The organism is Actinospineispora spinosispora DSM 44797 (assembly GCF_000429025.1).
In the GTDB taxonomy this organism is placed as follows: Bacteria; Actinomycetota; Actinomycetes; order Mycobacteriales; family Pseudonocardiaceae; genus Pseudonocardia; species Pseudonocardia spinosispora.
The window spans coordinates 858,240-878,111 of the sequence record NZ_KE386834.1; the positions used below are offsets into that span (position 1 = coordinate 858,240).

At 71.2% G+C, this 19,872-nt stretch carries 22 protein-coding genes, 1 other RNA gene and 1 pseudogene; 12 read left to right on the forward strand and 12 right to left on the reverse strand.

All coding sequences use genetic code 11. The features are described 5' to 3' along the window. The first annotated feature begins 19 nt into the window (after positions 1–19). Positions 20–787 (forward strand): SDR family NAD(P)-dependent oxidoreductase, encoded by a 768-nt coding sequence (locus tag G406_RS0133385; protein WP_028937167.1) that lies wholly within the window; start codon positions 20–22, stop codon positions 785–787. Here the strand turns inward: G406_RS0133385 and add are convergent. Further along, on the reverse strand, positions 772–1,809 hold the full coding sequence (gene add / locus G406_RS0133390) for an adenosine deaminase (protein ID WP_037079575.1): 1,038 nt from the start codon (positions 1,807–1,809) through the stop codon (positions 772–774). The two genes, G406_RS0133385 and add, sit on opposite strands and share 16 nt — an antisense overlap. Positions 1,810–1,886: 77 nt before the next feature. Here add and cobC point away from each other — a divergent pair, with 77 nt between their 5' ends. From cobC to G406_RS0133420, 6 genes and pseudogenes are all read left to right on the forward strand, one after another. Next, positions 1,887–2,933: an Rv2231c family histidinol phosphate aminotransferase CobC gene (cobC, locus tag G406_RS0133395; protein ID WP_037079577.1), complete on the forward strand. Its 1,047-nt coding sequence runs from the start codon at positions 1,887–1,889 to the stop codon at positions 2,931–2,933. Positions 2,934–2,999: 66 nt separating this feature from the next. After that, positions 3,000–4,169, forward strand: a complete 1,170-nt coding sequence (locus G406_RS51545) for a Nif3-like dinuclear metal center hexameric protein (protein WP_037080051.1) — start codon at positions 3,000–3,002, stop codon at positions 4,167–4,169. Further along, positions 4,166–4,903, forward strand: a complete 738-nt coding sequence (locus tag G406_RS0133405) for a zinc ribbon domain-containing protein (protein WP_028937170.1) — start codon at positions 4,166–4,168, stop codon at positions 4,901–4,903. The genes G406_RS51545 and G406_RS0133405 overlap by 4 nt, the downstream gene beginning before the upstream one ends. Then, positions 4,861–5,966, forward strand: a pseudogene (locus G406_RS51550) (histidine phosphatase family protein). The gene G406_RS0133405 and the pseudogene G406_RS51550 overlap by 43 nt, the downstream one beginning before the upstream one ends. 94 nt (positions 5,967–6,060) lie before the next feature. After that, positions 6,061–6,582, forward strand: a complete 522-nt coding sequence (locus tag G406_RS0133415) for a MarR family transcriptional regulator (protein WP_028937171.1) — start codon at positions 6,061–6,063, stop codon at positions 6,580–6,582. Positions 6,583–6,584: 2 nt separating this feature from the next. Further along, positions 6,585–7,415, forward strand: coding sequence for an EamA family transporter (locus tag G406_RS0133420; protein ID WP_028937172.1), 831 nt, complete (start codon positions 6,585–6,587; stop codon positions 7,413–7,415). Here G406_RS0133420 and G406_RS0133425 read toward each other — a convergent pair. The 7 genes from G406_RS0133425 to G406_RS0133450 all read right to left on the reverse strand — a co-directional run bounded on the left by G406_RS0133425 (position 7,412) and on the right by G406_RS0133450 (position 11,929). Then, the gene (locus G406_RS0133425) at positions 7,412–8,179 is read right to left on the reverse strand and encodes a sulfite exporter TauE/SafE family protein (RefSeq protein ID WP_028937173.1); all 768 of its coding nucleotides are present in this window, start codon (positions 8,177–8,179) and stop codon (positions 7,412–7,414) included. The two genes, G406_RS0133420 and G406_RS0133425, sit on opposite strands and share 4 nt — an antisense overlap. A 76-nt stretch (positions 8,180–8,255) precedes the next feature. Further along, positions 8,256–8,660 (reverse strand): VOC family protein, encoded by a 405-nt coding sequence (locus G406_RS0133430; protein WP_028937174.1) that lies wholly within the window; start codon positions 8,658–8,660, stop codon positions 8,256–8,258. A 54-nt stretch (positions 8,661–8,714) separates the two neighbouring features. Then, the gene (locus tag G406_RS57990) at positions 8,715–8,942 is read right to left on the reverse strand and encodes a helix-turn-helix domain-containing protein (protein ID WP_051343014.1); all 228 of its coding nucleotides are present in this window, start codon (positions 8,940–8,942) and stop codon (positions 8,715–8,717) included. Continuing rightward, the gene (locus G406_RS54810; protein ID WP_169736835.1) at positions 8,933–9,538 is read right to left on the reverse strand and encodes a DUF6597 domain-containing transcriptional factor; all 606 of its coding nucleotides are present in this window, start codon (positions 9,536–9,538) and stop codon (positions 8,933–8,935) included. The genes G406_RS57990 and G406_RS54810 overlap by 10 nt, the downstream gene beginning before the upstream one ends. A gap of 14 nt (positions 9,539–9,552) precedes the next feature. Further along, positions 9,553–10,053, reverse strand: a complete 501-nt coding sequence (locus tag G406_RS0133440; protein WP_037079579.1) for a universal stress protein — start codon at positions 10,051–10,053, stop codon at positions 9,553–9,555. Further along, positions 10,050–11,327, reverse strand: a complete 1,278-nt coding sequence (locus G406_RS0133445) for an ArsB/NhaD family transporter (RefSeq protein ID WP_211241336.1) — start codon at positions 11,325–11,327, stop codon at positions 10,050–10,052. The genes G406_RS0133440 and G406_RS0133445 overlap by 4 nt, the downstream gene beginning before the upstream one ends. A 53-nt stretch (positions 11,328–11,380) precedes the next feature. Continuing rightward, a complete protein-coding gene (locus G406_RS0133450; RefSeq protein WP_028937177.1) occupies positions 11,381–11,929 on the reverse strand; it encodes an SHOCT domain-containing protein in 549 nt (182 codons plus the stop codon). A 115-nt stretch (positions 11,930–12,044) separates the two neighbouring features. On the opposite strand from G406_RS0133450, the gene rnpB reads away from it, so the two are divergent. Then, an RNA gene (gene rnpB, locus G406_RS54835) (RNase P RNA component class A) lies at positions 12,045–12,443 on the forward strand. A gap of 730 nt (positions 12,444–13,173) precedes the next feature. On the opposite strand, the gene G406_RS0133455 is transcribed toward rnpB, so the two are convergent. Both G406_RS0133455 and G406_RS51560 read right to left on the reverse strand, forming a co-directional pair. After that, positions 13,174–14,211 carry an esterase-like activity of phytase family protein gene (locus G406_RS0133455; protein ID WP_028937178.1) on the reverse strand — a complete coding sequence of 346 codons (1,038 nt, stop codon included), beginning with the start codon at positions 14,209–14,211 and terminating at the stop codon, positions 13,174–13,176. A 32-nt stretch (positions 14,212–14,243) separates the two neighbouring features. Beyond that, the gene (locus tag G406_RS51560; RefSeq protein ID WP_051343016.1) at positions 14,244–14,858 is read right to left on the reverse strand and encodes a DedA family protein; all 615 of its coding nucleotides are present in this window, start codon (positions 14,856–14,858) and stop codon (positions 14,244–14,246) included. Between G406_RS51560 and G406_RS59180 the strand changes: the two genes are divergently transcribed. Genes G406_RS59180 through G406_RS0133475 form a run of 4 tightly spaced genes read left to right on the forward strand, consistent with a single transcriptional unit; the run spans position 14,857 to position 16,758 of the window. Further along, on the forward strand, positions 14,857–15,546 hold the full coding sequence (locus G406_RS59180; RefSeq protein ID WP_245607301.1) for a hypothetical protein: 690 nt from the start codon (positions 14,857–14,859) through the stop codon (positions 15,544–15,546). The genes G406_RS51560 and G406_RS59180 overlap by 2 nt on opposite strands. Then, complete coding sequence (locus G406_RS59185) at positions 15,543–15,821, forward strand: helix-turn-helix domain-containing protein (protein ID WP_051343018.1); 279 nt, start codon at positions 15,543–15,545, stop codon at positions 15,819–15,821. The genes G406_RS59180 and G406_RS59185 overlap by 4 nt, the downstream gene beginning before the upstream one ends. Continuing rightward, complete coding sequence (locus tag G406_RS0133470; protein WP_051343019.1) at positions 15,799–16,254, forward strand: acyl-CoA thioesterase; 456 nt, start codon at positions 15,799–15,801, stop codon at positions 16,252–16,254. Before G406_RS59185 ends, G406_RS0133470 begins: the two co-directional genes overlap by 23 nt. Positions 16,255–16,302: 48 nt before the next feature. Continuing rightward, positions 16,303–16,758, forward strand: coding sequence for a hypothetical protein (locus tag G406_RS0133475; RefSeq protein ID WP_156935283.1), 456 nt, complete (start codon positions 16,303–16,305; stop codon positions 16,756–16,758). A 48-nt stretch (positions 16,759–16,806) separates the two neighbouring features. Here G406_RS0133475 and G406_RS0133480 read toward each other — a convergent pair whose 3' ends face one another. After that, on the reverse strand, positions 16,807–17,124 hold the full coding sequence (locus tag G406_RS0133480) for a putative quinol monooxygenase (protein ID WP_028937181.1): 318 nt from the start codon (positions 17,122–17,124) through the stop codon (positions 16,807–16,809). A gap of 57 nt (positions 17,125–17,181) precedes the next feature. Beyond that, a complete protein-coding gene (locus G406_RS0133485) occupies positions 17,182–19,830 on the reverse strand; it encodes a PEP/pyruvate-binding domain-containing protein (RefSeq protein ID WP_245607302.1) in 2,649 nt (882 codons plus the stop codon). Positions 19,831–19,872: the final 42 nt, after the last annotated feature.

Consider the following 19,872-nt stretch of genomic DNA (forward strand, 5'->3'; position numbering starts at 1 on the left):
CACTGTTTAGCGTCGTGGCATGACACAAGATTCCCGACCGACCCGATTCGCCGGGCGGACCGCGGTGGTGACCGGCGGTGGTTCCGGTATCGGCAGGGCAGTGGCGGTCGCTCTGGCTCGTGAGGGCATGGATGTGCTGGTGGTCGGCAGACGGCGCGAGGCGGTCGCCGCGACGACGGCGCTGACCGAGGGCATCCGGAGCCTCGCCGCCGATGTCGCCTCACCGGCCGAGGTCGACAACGTGATCCGGGAGGCCGCCGAGCTACACGGCCGGATCGATCTGCTGGTCAACAACGCGGCGATCCTGCGCCCCGGCATGCTGGCGGACTTCGACGTCGACTCGGCCCGCGCCATGTGGGAGACCAACGTGCTCGCCCCGACGATGCTGGCCAAGGCCGCGCTGCCGTACCTCGCAGCGGCCCGGGGCTCGATCGTCAACGTGTCCAGCACGTTCGGCGCGAAGCCCGCGCCCGGGGTGAGTCAGTACGGAGCGAGCAAGGCGGCCGTGGAACAGCTGACCCGCAGCTGGGCGCTCGAACTGGCCGATCAGGGCGTACGCGTCAACGCGATCGCGCCGGGCCCCACCGAGAGTGAGGGCCTGGCACGGTCCGGGATGTCCGACGCGGAGATCGACGAGGTGAAGGAGACCGAACGGCAGCGCGTCCCGCTGCGCCGCCGCGGCCTGCCCGAGGACATCGCACACTGGGTGGTGGCGATGGCCGACCCCGCCGCGGGCTGGACGACCGGGGTCGTGCTCCCGGTCGACGGCGGCTACCTGCTGGCCTGACCCACTGCCTCGACCAGGTCGTCGATCTCGTCGAGCACCCGCGCGCGCAGCTCGGCGGAGCAGAACGCCGCCCTGGCCCCGGTGCGCGCGATGTCGGCCAGCTCGGCGACACCCAGGCCGAACTGCTCGTGGCACACCAGGTACTCGGTGTTCAGATCGGTGTGGAACATGCCGGGGTCGTCGGTGGCCAGCGTGACCGGCACACCGGCCGCGAGCAGGCGCGGCAGCGGGTGCGCGGCCAGGTCGGGAACGGCGGCGGTGCACACGTTGGAGGTAGGGCACACCTCCAACGCGATGTCCCGCGCCGCGAGCTGTTCCAGCAGCCGAGGATCGGTCACCGAGCCGATGCCGTGCCCGATGCGCTCGGCTCCCAGCTCGGTCACCGCGGCCCACACCTCGGCCGGTCCCACCGTCTCACCGGCGTGCGGCAGGCAGTGCAGCCCGGCGTCCCTGGCGCGGCGGAAGACCGGCGCGTAGTCGGCGCGGCTGACGCCTCGTTCCATCCCGGCGAGGCCGAGGCCCACGGTGCCCTCGGGGCGGTAGCGCAGGGCGAAGTCGAGGGTCTCCTCCGCGCCTGCCGTCCCGAGCCGTGAGTCCGCGTCGAAGATCCAGCCGAACTCGACCCCGTACTTCTCGGCGGCGAGTGCACGGCCGTCGGCGAGCGCCTGTGCCAGGTCGTCGAACTCGATGCCCGACATCCGGTTGCGCACCGCGGTGACCTGCACCTCGGCGTAGCGGACCGCGTTGCCGGCGAGGTCGGAGGCGAGCCCGTCGAGCAGCGTGACGATGTCGGCGCCGGTGCGGACGAGCAGGTTGACCTGGCGGTAGACGTTGAGGAAGTGCTCGAAGTCGGTGAACTCGTAGAAGCGGCCCAGCGCGTCGGGATCGGTGGGCACGGTGCTGTCGGGGTGTCCGCGAGACAGCGCGAGCACGGTCTCGACCGAGGCGGATCCGACCAGGTGCAGGTGCAGCTCGACCTTGGGCAGCGCGGCGACGAACGTAGCGATGTCAGGCGTGGGCATACGACACCATGACTCCGACCATGCCCATCGGGCCCACCGTGGTCAACCGATTTCGGGCCGGGCTTACGGTGACGGTCATGGATCCACTGGCTCACCACGGAGACGTCGACGCCGAACCGGGTCTGGTGGACTTCGCGGTCAACGTGCAGGGTGAACGGCCGCCCGACTGGTTGAGACAACGGCTGGTCACAGCACTCGACCGTCTCGGCCGGTACCCGTCCGGGGCCGACGACCTCGCCGCGCGCGAAGCGGTCGCCGAGCGGCACGGCCGGGCCCCGGAGGAGGTGCTGGTGCTCGCGGGCGCCGCGGAGGGTTTCGCGCTCCTTCCCGCGTTGCGGCCCAGGCTGGCGGCCGTCGTGCACCCGGGGTTCACCGAGCCGGAGGTGGCGCTGCGCACCGCGGGGATCCGGGTGCACCGCGTGCTGACCGATGCCGCCGAAGGCCACCGGTTGTTCCCGGACGCCGTCCCGGACGAGGCGGACATGGTGGTGCTGGGCAACCCGACGAACCCCACCTCGGTCCTGCACCCGGCCGAACAGGTCCGCTCGCTGGCCCGGCCCGGCCGGGTCCTCGTCGTCGACGAAGCGTTCACCGACGCCACGCCCGGCGAACCGGAGTCGCTGTCCGGTGACCGCTCGACGCCCGGGCTGGTGGTGCTGCGCAGCCTGACGAAGACCTGGGCGCTGGCCGGGCTGCGCGCCGGCTACCTGCTCGGACATCCCGAGCTGCTCTCCCGCGTCGCCGAGGCCCGTCCGCCGTGGCCGGTCGGCACGCTCGCGTTGGAAGCGGTCCGTGCCTGCTGCGAACCGGACGCGGTGGCGCTCGCGGACCTGGCCGCGAAGGAGATCGCGGAGCACCGCCGGTGGATGATCGACGCGCTCGACGCGTTGCCCGGGGTGACCGTGCACCAGCCGGCCGCCGCGCCGTTCCTGCTGCTGCACGTGCCCGACGGTGCACAGGTGCGGGCCCGGCTGCGTGCGGCGGGCATCGCGGTGCGTCGTGCCGACACGTTCCCCGGCCTCACCGAGGACCATCTGCGCGTCGCCGTCCGTGCACCCGAGCGTGCGGGGGTTCTCGTCGAGGCGCTGCGATCCGCGCTGCCCGGGACAGCGCCGATGCGCTGACGCACTACGGTGACGTGGCCGAAATTTCACCGACGAGCAAGGGGAGACCGGTTCGTGACCGTGCGCATGCAGGATGTGCTCGACGTGCTGGAGCGCGCGTATCCGCCCGCGCTGGCCGAGTCCTGGGACGCGGTGGGGCTGGTCTGCGGCGACCCGGACGCCGAGGTGTCCAGGGTGCTCGTCGCGGTCGACCCGGTCCCCGAGACCGTCGACGAGGCGATCGAGCAGTCGGCCCAGCTGCTGCTCACCCACCACCCCCTGTTGCTGCGCGGAGTGCACGGCGTGCCCGCCAACCAGCCGAAGGGACGCCTGATCGACCGCCTGATCCGGAGCGGCGTCGGGCTGTACACCGCGCACACCAACGCCGACAGCGCGGACCCCGGCGTGTCCGATGCGCTGGCCGAAGCACTCGGTGTGACGGTCAGCGGGCCGCTGCAGCCGCGCGCGACCGAAGCGCTCGACAAGATCATCACCTTCGTGCCGGCCGGTGGCCCGGTCGCTCGCGTCCTCGACGCGCTCGCCGACGCCGGTGCCGGGCAGATCGGTGACTACAGCCACTGCGCGTGGAGCACCGAGGGCACCGGACAGTTCCTGCCGCACGAGGGCGCCCAGCCGGCCATCGGTCGGGTCGGGGACCTGGAACGGGTCGCGGAGACCCGGCTGGAGCTCGTACTGCCCCGGGCACGGAGACGCGCGGTCGTCGAGGCGCTGCGGGCATCCCATCCCTATGAAGAACCGGCCTTCGACCTGCTGGAGCTCGCCGAGATCCCCGGTCGGCGAGGACTCGGACGGATCGGCGAGCTGCCGGCACCGGAGACGCTCGCGGCGTTCACCGAACGCGCCGCGCGGGCGCTGCCCGCGACCGTGTGGGGCGTGCGCGCGGCCGGTGACCCCGATCGGTTGGTGCACCGCGTCGCGGTGTGCGGCGGCGCGGGTGACTCCGCGTTGACCGCAGCCACCGCCGAGGGCGCCGACGTCTACCTCACCGCCGACCTGCGCCACCATCCGGCCGGGGAACACGTCCTCGCCGGTTCCGTGCCGGGTAGACGGACACCCGCGCTGGTGGACGTCGCGCACTGGGCATCGGAACACCCCTGGTGCGAGCAGGCGGCGTCCCTGATCAGAACCGGTCTGGACGGTACGGTCGACGTATCCGTCTCGTGGCGGCGCACCGACCCCTGGACAGTCGCCGCGAGTGCGGGTCCAGGAGTCGCAGGAAGGACAACAACACAGTGATCGCCGAACCCGCCGTCCAGCAACGGCTGCTGGTACTGGCCGATGTCGACGCCGAGTTGAACCGGATCGACCACCGCAGGCGCACCATGCCGGAGCTGGCCGAGATCACCGAGGCGGAGAAAGAAGTACGGGAGCGCAAGGACGCGGTGGTGGCCGCCGAGACCTCCGCCGGTGACCTCGACCGCGACATCCGACGTCTGGAACGCGACGTCGACGGTGTCCGCGCCCGCGAGGAGCGGGACAAGAACATGCTCGCCGCCGCCGGTGTCTCCGCCAAGCAGGCCGCTGACCTGCAGCACGAGCTGGAGACGCTGAGCCGGCGCCAAGGTGTGCTCGAGGACGAGCTGCTGGAGATCATGGAGCAGCGCGAGGCGGTCCAGACCAACCTGGACGCGGCCCGGGCCGAGCTCGCCACGTCGGAGCAGCGCCTCGCGGACGCGACCGAGCGCAGGGACAGTGCGTCCGCCGACCTCGACGCCACCGAGGCCGGTCGGCGCCGCGACCGCGAACCGATCGTCGCCGCGCTGCCCGCCGACCTGCTCGCGCTGTACGAGTCGCTGCGAGCCAAGGGCGGGGCCGGAGCGGCGCTGCTGCGTGCCCGGCACTGCGGGGGCTGCCGGCTGGAGGTCGACCGGCAGGAGCTGAGCCAGATCAAGTCCGCGCCGGCCAACGAGGTCGTGCGGCACGAGGAATGCGGAGTGATCATGGTGCGTACGTCGGAGTCCGGCCTGTGAGAGTCGTGGTCGAGGCGGACGGCGGCTCCCGGGGCAACCCCGGTCCGGCCGGTTACGGTGCGGTCGTCTGCGACGCCGTGTCCGACGAGGTGCTCGCCGAACGGTCCGAAGGGCTGGGCATCGCCACCAACAACGTCGCCGAGTACCAGGGGCTCATCGCGGGGCTGCGTGCCGCGCTGGAGCTGGGTGCCGACGAGGTCGACGTCCGGATGGACTCGAAGCTCGTCGTGGAACAGATGTCCGGTCGCTGGAAGATCAAGCACCCGGCGATGCAGCCGCTGGCCAAGGAGGCGGGCGAGGTCGCGCGGGAGATCGGCACCGTCCGGTACAGCTGGATCCCCCGGGCTCGCAACACACGCGCGGACCGGCTGGCCAACCTGGCGATGGATGCGCAGGCCGCCCGGTGAGCTCCCCGGCACCTGCTTCGGCGGGCTGGACCGGGCAGAAGGGCCGCCCGACCCGCCTGTTGCTGCTGCGCCACGGCCAGACCGCGATGTCCGCCGCGCGCCGCTACTCCGGTCGCGGCGACCCCGAGCTGACCGAGCTGGGGCTGGCGCAGGCACAGGCGGTCGCCGCCGGGATCCACACGATCGACGGCGCCGGGTCGACCGGCGTCGTGCTGTGCTCGCCGCTGGGGAGGGCGCAGCAGACCGCGGAACCGGTCGCCAAGGCGCTGGGCGTCCCGGTGACGACGCATGACGGGCTGCTCGAGACCGACTTCGGCGTCTGGGACGGCCTGACGTTCCCCGAGGCGCGCGAGCGCGACCCGGAGCTGCACGCCCGCTGGCTCGGCGACGAGACGGTTCCACCGCCCGGCGGTGAGAGCTTCGCCGACGTCGGCCGCCGTATCGCCGTGCTGCGCGACGAGGTGCTGGCCGCCTACGCGGGACAGACCGTGATGCTGGTCAGCCACGTCACCCCGATCAAGATGCTGCTGCGGCTGGCGCTGGACGTCGGTCCGACCCTCCTCTACCGCCTGCACCTGGACCTGGCATCGCTCTCGGTGGCCGACTTCTACGCCGACGGCGGAGCCTCGGTCCGCCTGGTGAACAGAACCTTCTGACCCGCCCAACCCCCGCGAGTCGGGCGTCTCAGCACACCGAGTCGGGAATCTCAGCACCACGTTTGGGCGCTGTGCGATCGGTAATGCATGAGTCATGCATGATGCGACGCGGACCACGAACCTTCTCGGCGCCGCCGCGCTGGGGGTGACCGAGCTGATGATGGCCCGGGTGCGAGCGACGTCGGGGGTCAGCGCGAGCGGTGCCGCCGCCCTGGTCGTGCTGGCGGACGCACCCGGGCTGAGCGTCACCGAGCTGGGACGGCGGATCGGACTGTCCCAGTCGGCCGCCGCGCGGATGGTCGACTCGCTGCGGGATGCGCAACTGGTGGATCGCCAGCCGGGCGGCGGGCGCGAAGTGGCGCTTCACCTGCGCGCCGACGGGCGACGGGTCGTGGACCGGATACTCACGGCGCGAGCCGGGGCGCTGACGGAGCTGGTCGAGGAGCTGGCCGATGACGAGCGCGCCGCCTTGGACGTGGCTCTGGAGGCCCTGCTCACCCGCCTGTACCGCAAGGTGGGCAGCACCGACCTGCTCTGCCGTTTGTGCGACCGGGAGACCTGCATCTCAGGGGCCGAGTGCCCGGTGGGTGCGGCCGGTCGAGCGACGGGGCACTGAGCGTGGGTCTGCTGCTCGCGCTCGCGTCCTCGGTCTGTTACGGCATCGCGGACTTCACCGGCGGGCTGCTGTCGCGGAGGGCGAACTTCGCCGTGGTCGCGTTGGTCGGCCAGGCAGCGGGACTGGTGTTCACCCTCGTCGCGGCCTGTTTCGTCCCCGCCCAGGTGACGGTGGTCGACGTGGCCTGGGGTGGGCTGTCGGGGATCGGGACCGGTGTCGCCATGGCGTTCCTGTACCGGGGCCTCAGCCGAGGAGCCATGAGCGTTGTCGTGCCGATCAGCGCGGTGGGCGGCCTCGCCATCCCCGTCCTGGTCGGGGTGGCGGTTCTGGGAGACCGGCCGTCGACGTTGTCCGCCGTGGGCATCGTGGTCTCGGTACCCGCGCTGTGGCTGGTGTCGAGGGCCGAGCGGGGTGGCCGGATCACGGCGGCGCTGGGCGACGGGCTGATCTCGAGCGTCGGGATCGGGCTGCAGTACCTGGCGCTGGCCAGCGCCGGACCGGCGGCGGGCATCTGGCCCGTCGTCGCGGGCAGGGTCACCGCCACCCTGGCGGTGGTGCCGCTGCTGCGGCTCGCCTCCGGCCCCGCGCGGCTGTCAGCCCGCCGGTTCCTCGGCGCCGCGGCGACCGGCGGGTGCGCGGCGCTGGCGCTGGTCGCCTACCTGGTGGCGTCGAGACAGGACCTGCTGGCGATCGTGGTCGTCCTGTCCTCGCTGTACCCGGCGATCCCGGTGCTGCTGGGACTGACCGTCCTGCGCGAACGCCTCAACCCGCTCCAGGTGGTCGGGCTGCTCGGCACCGCGCTGGCGGTCACCTGCCTAACCGCGGGGCACTAGCTCGGTTTGAGCCAGAGATAGACCGCCACCGCGATACCGAGCAGCACGACCGACCAGCGGAGCACGGCCTCGGGCAGCACGTTGGCGATGCGGGCACCCAGGTAGCCGCCGATCAGGGTCGCCGGCGCGATCAGCAGGACCGCGAACCAGTACACGGGCGCGCCCAGGGCGAACACCACGACCGTGACGGTGGCGACCACCAGCGACAACACGGCTTTGACCGCGTTGAGCCGGACGAGCCTGTCGTGGGCGCACAGCGACAGCACCGAGATGAGGATGACCCCGAGCGCACCGCCGAAGTACCCGCCGTACACCGACGCGACGAAGATCGCCGGCAGCAGGATGATCCGGCGGTCGGGCGCCTCCGGGTCAGGGTTTCCGATCCAGCGTTTGAGCTGAGGCGCGACCGCGAGCAGCAGCGCGGCGAGCAGCACCAGGCCGGGGACGATCGCGTTGAACACCTTGCCGGGCAGGACCAGCAGCAGCGCGGCGCCGACCGCGGCACCCACGGCGGCGACACCGATCGTGCTCAGCACCCTGACCCGTTGACCGTCGAGCTGCGTGCGGGCACCGAAGATCGTGCCCGCGTAGCCCGGCCACTGTGCCACCGAGTTGGTCACGTTCGCCGCGAGCGGCGGCAGCCCCACCGCGAGCAGAGCGGGGAACACCAGCAGCGAGCCCCCGCCCGCGATCGCGTTGACCGCACCCGCGACCAGCCCGGCTAAGACAAGGAACACCAGCTGACCTGGCGAGGAGACCGTCACGAGAACGGACGGTATCCCGACGACCCGTCGTCGGCGGCACGTGGCGTGCCGCGCCGTCACGCGAGGGTGGGCGGCGTCACGGTGCGGCCGGTCGAGAGGCCGCCGGCTGGTAGGTGCCGAAACACCACACGTTGCCCTCCGGGTCGTTCACGGCGAACTCCCGTGAGCCGTACTCCTGGTCGGTGAGGCCCATGACGACCTGAGCGCCCGCCGCCACCGCCCGATCGTGCGCGGCGTCCGGGTCGGCGACCGCCAGATACAGACAGGCACGTCCGGTGTCGAACGGGCTCGGCTCGCTCGGCCTCGAGCTGATCATGACGACGCCGTGGCCCCAGCTGAGCGTCGCGTGCGGCACCGTGCCGTCGGCCGCTTCGACGACGTGGTCGACGGTGAGTCCGAGGGCGTCGGTCAGGAACCGGATCGCGGCAGGTGCGTCGGCATAGCGGAGTGTCGGGTAGATACTCGGTGCGTTCTCGTCCATGCGACGACGCTAGAGGCCCGCCGTGCCCGCCGGCTTGGACGAATGTGACCTGGTTCAGCTCGCCGCCCGACGTACCAACGCCGAGGGCGGAAGGCCGGTGAGTCGGCGGAACTCCCTGACCAGGTGGCTGTGGTCGGCGTAGCCCGTCTCAGCGGCCACCTCGCTGATCGACATCGGGCTCGGTGCGGCGGTCTCCGGCATCAGCAGACCGGGCCCGGTGAGCAGCGTCAGCGCGCGCCCGAACCGCAGCAACTGACCGGTCGACTTGGGCGTCAGGCCCACCTGCCGCGTGAACCGGCTGGTGAAGTGCCGCCGGCTCCACCCGACCTCGGCCGCCAGCCGGGACACCGGCACCGCCCCGTGCGTACGGGACAGGGCGCGCCAGCCCCAGGCCACCTCGGGATCCTCGGTCGGCCCGTCCTCCCACCAGCCGCCCAGGCGCGCTCGACAAGACGGAACCGATCGGTCCAGGTTGCTGAATCGGCGAGTTGCTCGGCGAGGTCCCGCCAGCCGGGCCGGCGTAGCTGTCCGACGTCCACGACGGTGTCGGCGAGATCGGACATCGGCATGCCCAGCAGCCGGTACGCACCCAGCGGGGTCAGGTCGATCTGCAGGCAGCTCAGTGTTCCGCTGTGCTCGGTGTCCACCGGGATCTCGTGCAGGCCGGCGAGGAACGATGTGAACATCCCGGACCCGGTGGCGGAGCTGATCCGGATCCGGTCGCCGAACCCGAGGATCAGCGTGACACCCGCGGCGGGCAGCTCCGTGCGGCACTGCGAGCCGCTGGCCCGCCCGGTGAACCCGGCGATCCGGCGTACGTGGGCGGCGAAGCTCGGATGCGGCTGGTGCCACCTCACGACCGGCGCGCCCTGTTCCACCTCGCCAGTGTGCCCTAATGCGCTGGTGGCGGGGGAGGGATCGACTCGATGTCCGGGGTCCGGTCAGGCCAGATCAACAACACCGCGCACGGCGCGTGGTCGACCACGAACCGGGTCGTCGGGCCCAGGCTGTGCGGGCCGAGACGCGAATGGTCACCGTCGCGTGCGCAGACCAGCAGCGACGCACCCTGGCAGGCCGCGACGACCTCACGTTCCACCCGGCCCGACCGGACCTCGCGCCGCGACGGGTGCCCCAGCCGGTCCGCCGCCGCGGCGAGCAGCTGCTCCGATTCGGCGTCCGCCAGATCCGCCACGGCCCCGCCAGGGTCGTGGCTCGGGCTGTGCCGGCCGAGCAACCCGCCGAACGCGCCGTGCAGGGCCTCGCTGATCTCGACGTCCACGATGTGCAGCAGCACGATCTCCATCGTGGCGGCCTCGGCGAGCGCCGCCGCGGCGTCCACCGTGGCCGTCCAGGTGCCCTCGGTGATCCACACGACCGCGCGTTGCGAGCTCATACGAGCCATCCTCGACCGACCGTCAAGCCGAACCACAACGCCAGGACCGCCGCGACCAGACAAGCCGGCACGGTGAGTAGCCCGAGCAGGACGAACTCCCTCGGCGACGGTGACGAGTCCGAGCCGCTCAACCCGGCCAGCACCCGCCGCCACAGCAGCGTGGCGAGCGAACCGACGTAGGTCAGGTTGGGGCCGATGTTCACCCCGAGGAGCACGGCGAGCACCAGACCGGGATGGGTGCCCGGCCCGAGGGCACCCAACAGCGCCAACGTCGCGGGCAGGTTGTTCACCAGGTTCGCCAGTGCCGCCGCCAGTGCCGCAACGGCCAGCAGACCCAGCAACGACGGTGCCGCCGGGATGAGCGCGGCGAGCGTATCACCCAGTCCGTGCGAGGTGACCCCCGCGACCACGACACCCAGCGCCAGAACGAACAGACAGAACAGCGGCGAGGCCGAGGACACCAGCTCGGTGACCCGCACCCTCCGCGACACCAGGGCGGGCACGGCCAGCACCACCGCGCCGGCCACCGCCACCCACGCCGGATCCACCCCGATCGCCCCCGAGGCGCCGAACCCGGCGAGAGTCACCGCGAGGACCGTGAGCGCGAACCGGGGTGCGGCCTCAGCTTCGGCGGACTGCGGTTCGGCCCGTCCGGCCAGATCGGCGCCGAAGAACCGCCGGAACACCAGGTACTCGACGCCGATCGCGGCCAGCCACGGTAACGCCATGAGAGCGCCGAACGCCGTGAACGACAGCCCCGAGGCGGAGAACGCCAGCAGGTTGGTCAGGTTCGACACCGGAAGCAACGTCGACGCCGAGTTGGCCAGATGGGTACACGCGTAGACGTGCGGTTTGGGCCGCAGCCGCAACCGCGCCGCCGTCCCGAACACCACCGGGGTCAACAGCACCACGGTGGCGTCCAGGCTCAGCGCCGCGGTGGTGACCGACGCGGCCACGAACACCAACCCGAGCAGCCGCACCGGCCGCCCGGCGCTGGCCGCCGCCAGCCGCCAACCCAACCAGCGGAACACCCCCGCCGAGTCGGCCAGATGAGCCAGCACCAGGATCGCCGCGAGGAACCCCACGGTGGGCCCCAGCTCAGCGACCTTCCGCACCGCCTCCGAGGGAGCGACCAGCCCGAGCACCACCGTCAGACCCGCCGCCGGCACCGCGACCAACGCCTCCGGCAGCCCCCGAGGCTGCGCCATGGCGAAGGTCAGCACAGCGGCCAGCAGCACCAGCGCGACGATCTCGGCGGCGACGGAACCCAACATCACGCGCGCCCGGCCAGGTCCATGTGCAGGAGGCTAATTCGCCGAGGCCGACGTCATTCCTTCGGAGTGCCGCGCAGCCGCGACACCGCCGTCCCGAACTCCTCGTCGGTCAGCACACCACGATCCCGCAGCTCGTCCAGCAAACGGAACTGCCCGGTCGCCGTGGCGGTCGCGGACCGAGGCGTCGGCACGTTCGTCGCGCGCGAGTTCACCAGCGCCGCGAACGAACGGGTTTTGCGGGAGGAGAACACCGCAACGGTCTTGATCGTCCACGACCAGTCGGCGCCCTTGATGGTCAGGAACACGTCACGAACCGCGCCACCATCGCTCGGATTCACCTCGTCGGTCGTCGACTCACTGACCGAGGCACTGACCCCGACCAACGAATGCGACTCACGACCACGCTCGATGCGGTCCTCGTAGAGACTCACACCGCTGTAGCGCGCCACCAGATCGCCCAGCCGGGCAGCGCCGCGCGGCCGCTCGACCTTCGCCAGGTAGTACTCGTCCCTGGCCTGACGCAACTGGCTCTTCGTCCGGGCCAGCTCTTCCTGCATACGCTGGCCTCGACTGGTGATGTCCTGGCGAAACTGGTTGAACATCGGACCTTCCCGTGGGTGGCTGTAGTGCTTGCCTCGTCGTCCATTGTGGGGCAAGTGTTACCGCCTGGGCGGGTCATCAACCGCGAAACGCTGAGACCTATACTTCGACTGCGGACGAGCTGGCCGGGCGGTCGCGTCGGCGTGACCCGGTGGCGACACCGGCAGCGCCGCCGAGGAAAGTCCGGACTCCGCAGGGCAGGGTGGTTGTTAACGGCAACCCGGGGCGACTCGCGGGACAGTGCCACAGAAAACAGACCGCTCCGACGCGCAAGCGCACGGAGTAAGGGTGAAACGGCGGTGTAAGAGACCACCAGCGCACCGGGCGACCGGCGCGGCTAGGTAAACCCCACCCGGAGCAAGACCAGACAGCAGGCGCTCGAGGGCTGCCCGTCCGATGCCTGCGGGTAGGTTGCACAGAACCCGTCGGCGACGGCGGGTCGAGATGGATGGCTGCCGAACGGGACCGCCGCAAGGCACCCGGGAACAGGATCCGGCTTACAGGCCAGCTCGTTCGCTCTCTCTCTTTTGGGCCTGTTTCGCGCGCGATATTTTTCTGTGACCACCCCGGCTCGCGTAAACGCTCGCTGGGGTACTCCCAGAAAAAAAGGCTCGAGGACTCGCCCGGGCGCGCGCTAGTGGCCGGCTGGGGAGCCGCCGACGGAGTCGGCGACGTTGGTTGCGGACATTCACTGCCCGGCCTTCGCCGGAACTCCTTCGGAGACTCGCGGAGCCAACTCAGCCGTGGCTGGGTTCGCCGTGGCTGGGTTGGCTGTGGCTGGGGCACTTCGCAGAGCGTTGTGTCGTGTCGCAGATGTTGGAACATCTGCGACGCAGCACGACGCTCTGCGAGGTGTGACGGACAGGGCTGATGGGACCGGTGGGGCGCCCCTCGTAACCTCGCCAGCGCGACGCGTGCACCTCACTGGGGCGCGGCGCAGCCGTGCCCGTGGGGGCGCGCAGACTGCCCCCGTCCCCGCGATCCTGGCCCGCACTTGGCGTGGTCGGGCGGTGTCAACCCTGAAACCTCGCCCCCGAACCCGTGCAACCAGGAACGAGTGCGAGGCCGGCGAAGCCGGGGGTTGACGCCGCCCGACCACGCCAAGACACTGGATGGCCAGCGGGGACACCCCGAACCCCCGAACCAGCGGGGACACCCCGAACCCCCGAACCAGCGGGGACACCCCGAACCCCCGAACCAGCGGGGACACCCCGAACCCCCGAACCAGCGGAGACACCCCCGGGACCTACCGGATGGCCGGAAGCCGGACCGTCAGCTCGTACAGGCGAGTGATCTGGTTCGGGTTCTCGTTGTCGTCGCTCACCAGCAACAGACCGAGGCTGCCGTCCGGGCGACGAGCCGTGACGGTCATGCCCTCGATGTTGTCCAGCAGGGGGTTCGGCTGCGGCTGGCGTGCGGTGGCGCCGAGCGCCGGGCAGTGACCGACGTCCGCCAGCAGGATCTTGTCCGGCAGCCGCACGTCGGGCGTCCGGGTCAGGTTCCGAACCTCGGTGACGTCGGTCGCGGGTCGCGGATCGGCGAGGTAGAGGTGGATCGTGTTCCCGAAGCCCGGCTTGAAGCCCCTCTCCAGGACCAGGAGCCGCCCGTCGTCCAACGCGGCGATCTCGGAGACGCCCAGGTGAGGATCGACGCGGTAGCCGAACTGCCGGTCGAGCCGGAACGTCGAGCCGGAGCGCATCCAGGTCTGGAAACGCACCAGATCACCGGCGTCGCCGGACAGCGGCCCCTCCATCGAGGCGATGAGAGTGTTGCCTCCGGAGGCCAGGGTCAGCCCCTCGAACGTCAGGTTCTTCTCGGCCCGTCCGTCCGGCGCGACCCGCAGCTGGTCCGGCACGGGAAGGGAGTCGACGAGCTTGCCGTCGCGGGTGTAGCGGCGGATCGACGGCTCGACCTCCGAAGTGATCAGCCGGGTGCCGTCGCCGTCGACCGCTACCGCCTCGGAATCGAGCGGCTTCCCGTTCTGGTCGGCGAGCGGCACCACACCGGTCGGCCGGAACGTCGTGGCGTCCAGCGAGAACAGCGACGACCGGTCGGACAGCGCGTCGATCCGCCCGTCGGGGTCGACCGCCAGGCCGGACAGGTTGCCCACGTAGGTGTCCTCGAACGTCGTCTTGTCCAGGACGTCGGAGAACCGGTCGAGGGTGACCGACGAGGAACACGGCGCGGGACCGGTGCCGGACCCGGCGGCCGGCGGAGAGGGCGGGGCACACGACACGACGAGGAACGCGATGCCGGCGGCGGTGGGGAGGAGACGAGATCGCACCGACGCACTCTCGCACGCGCCCGGATCGGCCCTCAGCGGGCCGCCGGCTCGCGGTATCGCCACGCCGCGACCACGAACACCACGATCAGCACGACCGGCGGCCCGTAGCCCAGCCAGCGCAGCAGCGGTGCGGACAGGTTCCCCGCGAGCGAACCGAGCATGACCAGCCCGGCACCCCAGATCGCCGCCGTCGGCGCGCTGTAGCTGGCGAACCGGTGGTACGGCATGCCGCACCGGCGGGCCAACCGGGGCGTCAACGTCCGCACCCCGACCGTCCACTGGCCGAGACACACCGCCGCGGGCCCCACACGTCGGAACAACGCGGTCGCGCGCCGAGCCGGACGCGCGAACACACTGCGTTCGGGCAGCTCGCCTCGGCGGCCCAGCCCGTATCCGATGTGGGTGCCGACCACCGCGGCGAACGCCGCCGTGACGGCGGCGGGTACCGGCGGAACGACACCCTCGTGGGTGAGCAGGCCCAACGCGAGGACCGCGCTGGCACCCGGAAGCACCGCGCCGAGCAGCAGGCCGGTCTCCGCCGCGATGACCGAGCCCGCGACGAGGAGGACCAGCCACGGCGGAAGCGCGTGCAACACCGCGAGCGGGTCGGTGAGTAGCCGGGTGACCAGGTCAGACGGCGAGGGCATGGTCCCATCGAATGTGGCCCGGTTGTACCGCGTCCCGTGTCCGGCCAACGGCGAGGTGAAGTTCTCCTGGCGATGTCGGGCCTCGGTGCGACACTGGGCCGATGGCGGTGCCGTTGCGTCGGACGATCAGCCGGCGGGTGGACGACGGCGTGCGGCACTCGGTCTACCGCACGTGGGCGCCGGATCCGGTGATCTCGGCCGCGGTCGGGTGCACCTGGCTGGGTGTCCCGGCTGGGCCCGGACCATCCGTCTGCTGCCCGATGGCTGTGTCGACATCGTGTGGGACGGCCGACGGCTCGTCGCCGTCGCGGTCGGCCCGTCGCCCGGGATGTTCGACATCCCACCCACCGGGTATCGGATCGGAGTGCGGCTGCGCTGCGGCGCGGCCGGAGGACTGCTCGGCGAGCACTTCGTGGCATTCGTTCCGGGGCAGGTCGCGTTGTCCGAGCTGATGGATGCACGGACGTCTGCGATCAGCGGGGCAGAGGACCGGCTGGCCCAGATCACGACGCCCGACGAAGGCCGCCTCGTCCTGCGGAACCTCGCCGCGGATCTGCTGAGACACGGCCCCGGGCTCGATCCGATGATGCCCTCGGTCGTCCGGATGCTGGCCAGACCCACCGCTCGGGTGGACTCGGCGTCAGCGAACGCGCGCTGCGCCGCAGGGTCCGCGCCGCCGTGGGGATGAGCCCGAAGGAACTGCACAGAATCCTGCGGTTCCGTAGGTTCACGGCACGTCTGCCCGCGGTCGCCGACGGCGAGGTGTCCGTGGCGGTGGCCGCGGCCGACCTCGGCTACGCGGACCAGTCGCACCTGGGCCGGGAATGCCGGCGACTGTCCGGCTCCTCACCGGCGCGGCTGTTCGACTCCTGGCGCGGACGGGGCACGGCGGCCGAAATCTTCCAGACCCGGCGCCGCCCCGACGCGCACGATCTCGCACATGAGCCTTCCCGACGAGCCTGAACTGTCCTTCACCGACGCGCACCGCGTCGTGATCGCGGTGCGCTACGACGACCTGGACACCAACGGCCACGTGCGCGGCCCCGCCTATCTGGCCTATGCCGACCACGCCCGCTGGGCCGCCGTGGCGGACGCCGGAATCGACCTCGCGGACCTGCGTGACCGCAACATCGGTCCGGTCAACCTCGAGACCACGCTGCGGTTCCGGCACGAACTACGACCCCACGACGAGGTGGAGGTCCGCACCGTCTTTCAACGCGGCACCGGAAAGATCTCCCGGGTTCTGCAGGAGCTGCGTCGTTCGGACGGAGTGCTGGTCGCGGAGGTGACCAGTGTCAGCGGCATGCTGGACCTGGTGCAACGGCGCCTGCTGCCGGACCCGGACAAGTACTGGAGAAACCTCGCGTCCGACCCCGCGATGCTGGGCCTGACCTGATCGGATGTAGATCGTGTGGGGCGGCGGCCGAACGGGTATGCGCGCGCCATGAGTGATGCACCGTCCCCCGTGCAACCGCGTGAGGCCAGCGGCCAGGAGGCACACGGTCAGAAGGTGTCGGGCCGGGCGAACGCTCAATGGCTGTGGATCGCCTCGGCCGTGATCGGTGTCGTCGGCAACGGGGTGAGCTGCCTGGACGCACTGTCCAGTGCGCACGCCGCCGACGAGTTCGCCGCGGCGGTAGGGCAGGCTGCGCTGTTCAGCGCCGTCTTCGGGCTGCTCGTGGCGGTAGCGCTCGGCATCGCCTGGACGGCGTTGGCGATCGCGTTCGGCCGCGGTTGGACACCGGCCCGCTGGCCGCTCGCCGTGCTGGGTGTCGTCGGGGTCGTCGTCGACAGCCAGAACCTCGCCGGTGGCTGGATCCTGCTGATCACGGCGGTGGCCCAGATCGTGGCGATCGTGCTCGCGGTCGCGACCACCATGTGGCCGTCGCGCGCGCGGTGAGTTCGGGCTGCCCCACGAACCGGTGGGCAGCCCGAGCCCGTCGTCCGGTCAGGCGATGCGCCGCACCACGTTGACGCTCAGCGGGCCGTCGAGCAGCTCACCGGCTTTGCCGAGCATCTCCTTCATGTGGGGCTCCTGGCTGTGCTTGGCCAGGGCGTCCGCGCTCTCCCAGTTCTCGTAGAAGAAGAACAGGCCCGGTGTGTCCACCGACTCGTGCAGGTCGTAGTTGACGTTGCCCTCCTCGGCGGTCACCGGCGCGATCAGCGAGGTCAGCGCGGCGCGCAGCTCGTCCTCCCTGCCCGCCTTGGCCTGCATGGAGGCGAACACGGTCACCAGGTCACGGTTGTCGTCGGTCGGAGTGGTCACTTCGGTGTGCTCCTTAGCCGGGGAGTTGACGGTTGAGCCGACGCTACCGCCGGGCGATCACTCGCGCAGCAGCTCGACAGTGCCCCGGCTGCCGTCGACCCGGATCCGGTCACCGCTGTGCACCCGCATCGTGGCGTTCCCGCATCCCACGACGGCCGGAATGCCGAGTTCCCTGGCGACGATCGCGGCATGCGACAGCGGGGCGCCGACATCGGTCACCACCGCACCGGCCCGAGGGAACAGGGGAGTCCACCCGATGTTGGTCACCGTGGTCACCAGGATCTCGCCCGGACGCAGCTGCTCACCCTGGCCCGCGCTGGTCAGCACCCGTGCGACGCCTTCCACCACACCGCGTGCGCCGGCGAACCCCTTGATGGTCTCGCTCACCGGCACATCGGACACCGGTTCCGTCGCGTCGAAGTAGTCATTGCGTCGTTCAGCCGAGCCCGCCCAGGCGAACGGGTCGAAATGGCCCCGCAGGTAGGTCGGGTACGGCGGCAGCCGCGCATAGCGATCGTGTGTCGCCCTACGGACCGCGACCGGTTCCAGGACCGAGGTCTCGTCGGCGCCGGTGAGCAGTGACAGGATCTCCTCCGTCGACAGGAAGAACAGGTCGTCACCGTGCCCGGTCAGCTCACCTGCGCGCAGCACCCAGTTGCGCAGTAGCCAGAACACCCGGACAGCCTCTGACCGGGCCTTCTCCCGATCGCGGGCCACCGACGACCAGCTGTCGAGTTTGGCCTCGAGCCGCTCGGCGACCTTGGGGTCGGCCGCCCGAACCCGTTCCCAGGCTTGGGCACGCGCCTGTTCCTGCTGGTCCAGCAGCGCCATTGCGTCCTGACGAGACCCCTCCTTCGCCTCGGCGAGCGCCGCCAGCTCACGGTCGATCCAGTTCGGGTCCTCGGCGGGCCGGGGGATCGACACCTCCAGTTCGTGGGGTCCCCGGTGGCCCCACTGCGCGGTGAACGTGTCCCGGTCGATGTCGCCCCTGGCCAGGCGCGCCAGCCCGAGAACCGGGCCGAGGCTGTCCAACGCCCCGCCTCCTGGCCGGCCACCGGACATCAGCAGGTTGATGTCCTCGTCGCTGACCAGACCGTGCAGGTCCTTGCTGCTGTAGGCGAGCGTCCCGCCGCCACCCCTCGCTCCGGCGCCGAGCATCGCCGACGCCATGTGGAACAGGGGGGCCACCTCGTCGCGCCACAACGCCGCCAGCTCACGCCGGTCCGACGTGCCGGCGATCCGGGCGTTCAGCTCGGCGCACCGTGCCGGAATCCCGGGCACCACGGAATGGAAGCTCTTCTGGTTCGCCGCGATCTCCTTGCGGGCCCGGATGACCGTGCCGGCGGACTGGCGGACGATCTGCCAGCGGGACAGCGGAAGCTTCGGAATCGTCAGGTTCGGCGGGATCGTGCCGAACGCCTGCGAGGTACCCGACTTGGCCCGCTCGCCCAGGAAGAAGGCGTCCGCCATCGAGTACAACACGCTGAGGTTCAGATACAGCCTGCCGCCGATGTTGCCGCTGAGCCGGTGCCCCGCGAGGTCCGCCATCGGCATCGAGGCACCGAGGAACACCTGGAGCAGCGACCAGGTGCACGGCGTCATGACGTCCGGGACGGCCTCACCGACGTTGGTGGAGGTCCACAGGTAGTCCCCGCAGAGGCTGTCGTTCCACACCTGGTGACCGGCGTCGGCGCCGTCGTGCTCGGGCAGCGGCCGCGCATCGGTCAGCGTGGTGACCGGGCGGGCCTGCACGATGAAGAACCTGCCGTCGTGACGGGTCCACTCGATGTCCATCGGTGTCTCGTACAGCGCCTCGATGCGCTCACCGAGCTCCGCGAGCGCGGTGGCGTCCTGGTCGCTCAACACAGGTCGGTTCCGTTGCTCCCGCGGCACCGCCACCTCCTCGGTGCCGGTCGCGGTGCGCACCGTCATGGTGGTCTTGTCGCTGACCTGGCGTTCCGCCACGGAGCCGTCGGCCCGGTCGATCACGACGGTGTCCGGGGTGACCTGCCCACCCACCACCGCCTCGCCGAGCCCCCAGCCGGCGTTGATGACGATCTGGTCCCTCGCGCCGGTCATCGGGTTGGCGGTGAACAGGATTCCCGCGGCGTCGGCGGGCACCAGCTCCTGCACGACGACGGCGAGATCGACCTCGCCGGGGGCGATGCCGGTGCGGGCGCGGTAGCCGATGGCCCGCGCGGTCCACAACGACGCCCAGCAGCGCCGGACCGCGTCCAGCAGCGCCGGCACCCCTCGGATGTTCAGGTAGCTGTCCTGTTGCCCGGCGAACGACAGGTCGGGGAGGTCCTCGGCCGTGGCGGAGGAGCGCACGGCCACTGCGATGTCGTTCGATCCGAGCGCCCGGTAGCTCTCGATGATCGCCTCGGCGGTGTCCGGGGGCATCTCGTGCTCGGTGAAGAGCGCGGCGATCGTCTCGGCTGCTCGATCCAGGGTGGCCGCGTCGGTGGCGTCGACCCGGGCGACGGCGGCGAGGATCCGGTCCTGCAGCCCAGTCTCGGTGACGAATCGCCGGTAGGCCTGCGTGGTCACATGAAATCCGGGAGGCACCGGAAGGCCCGCGGTGGCCAGCCGGGCGAGGGAGGCGCCCTTGCCGCCCACCTGGGCGAGGTCGGCTGCGGGGTCGTCGAGGCGTCGGACCAGCGGGATAGCCTGATCCGAGGTGGTGGCAGTGGTCGGATTGGTCACCGCCACAAGCTACAGTGTTTTCACAAATTCATGAAAACAGTA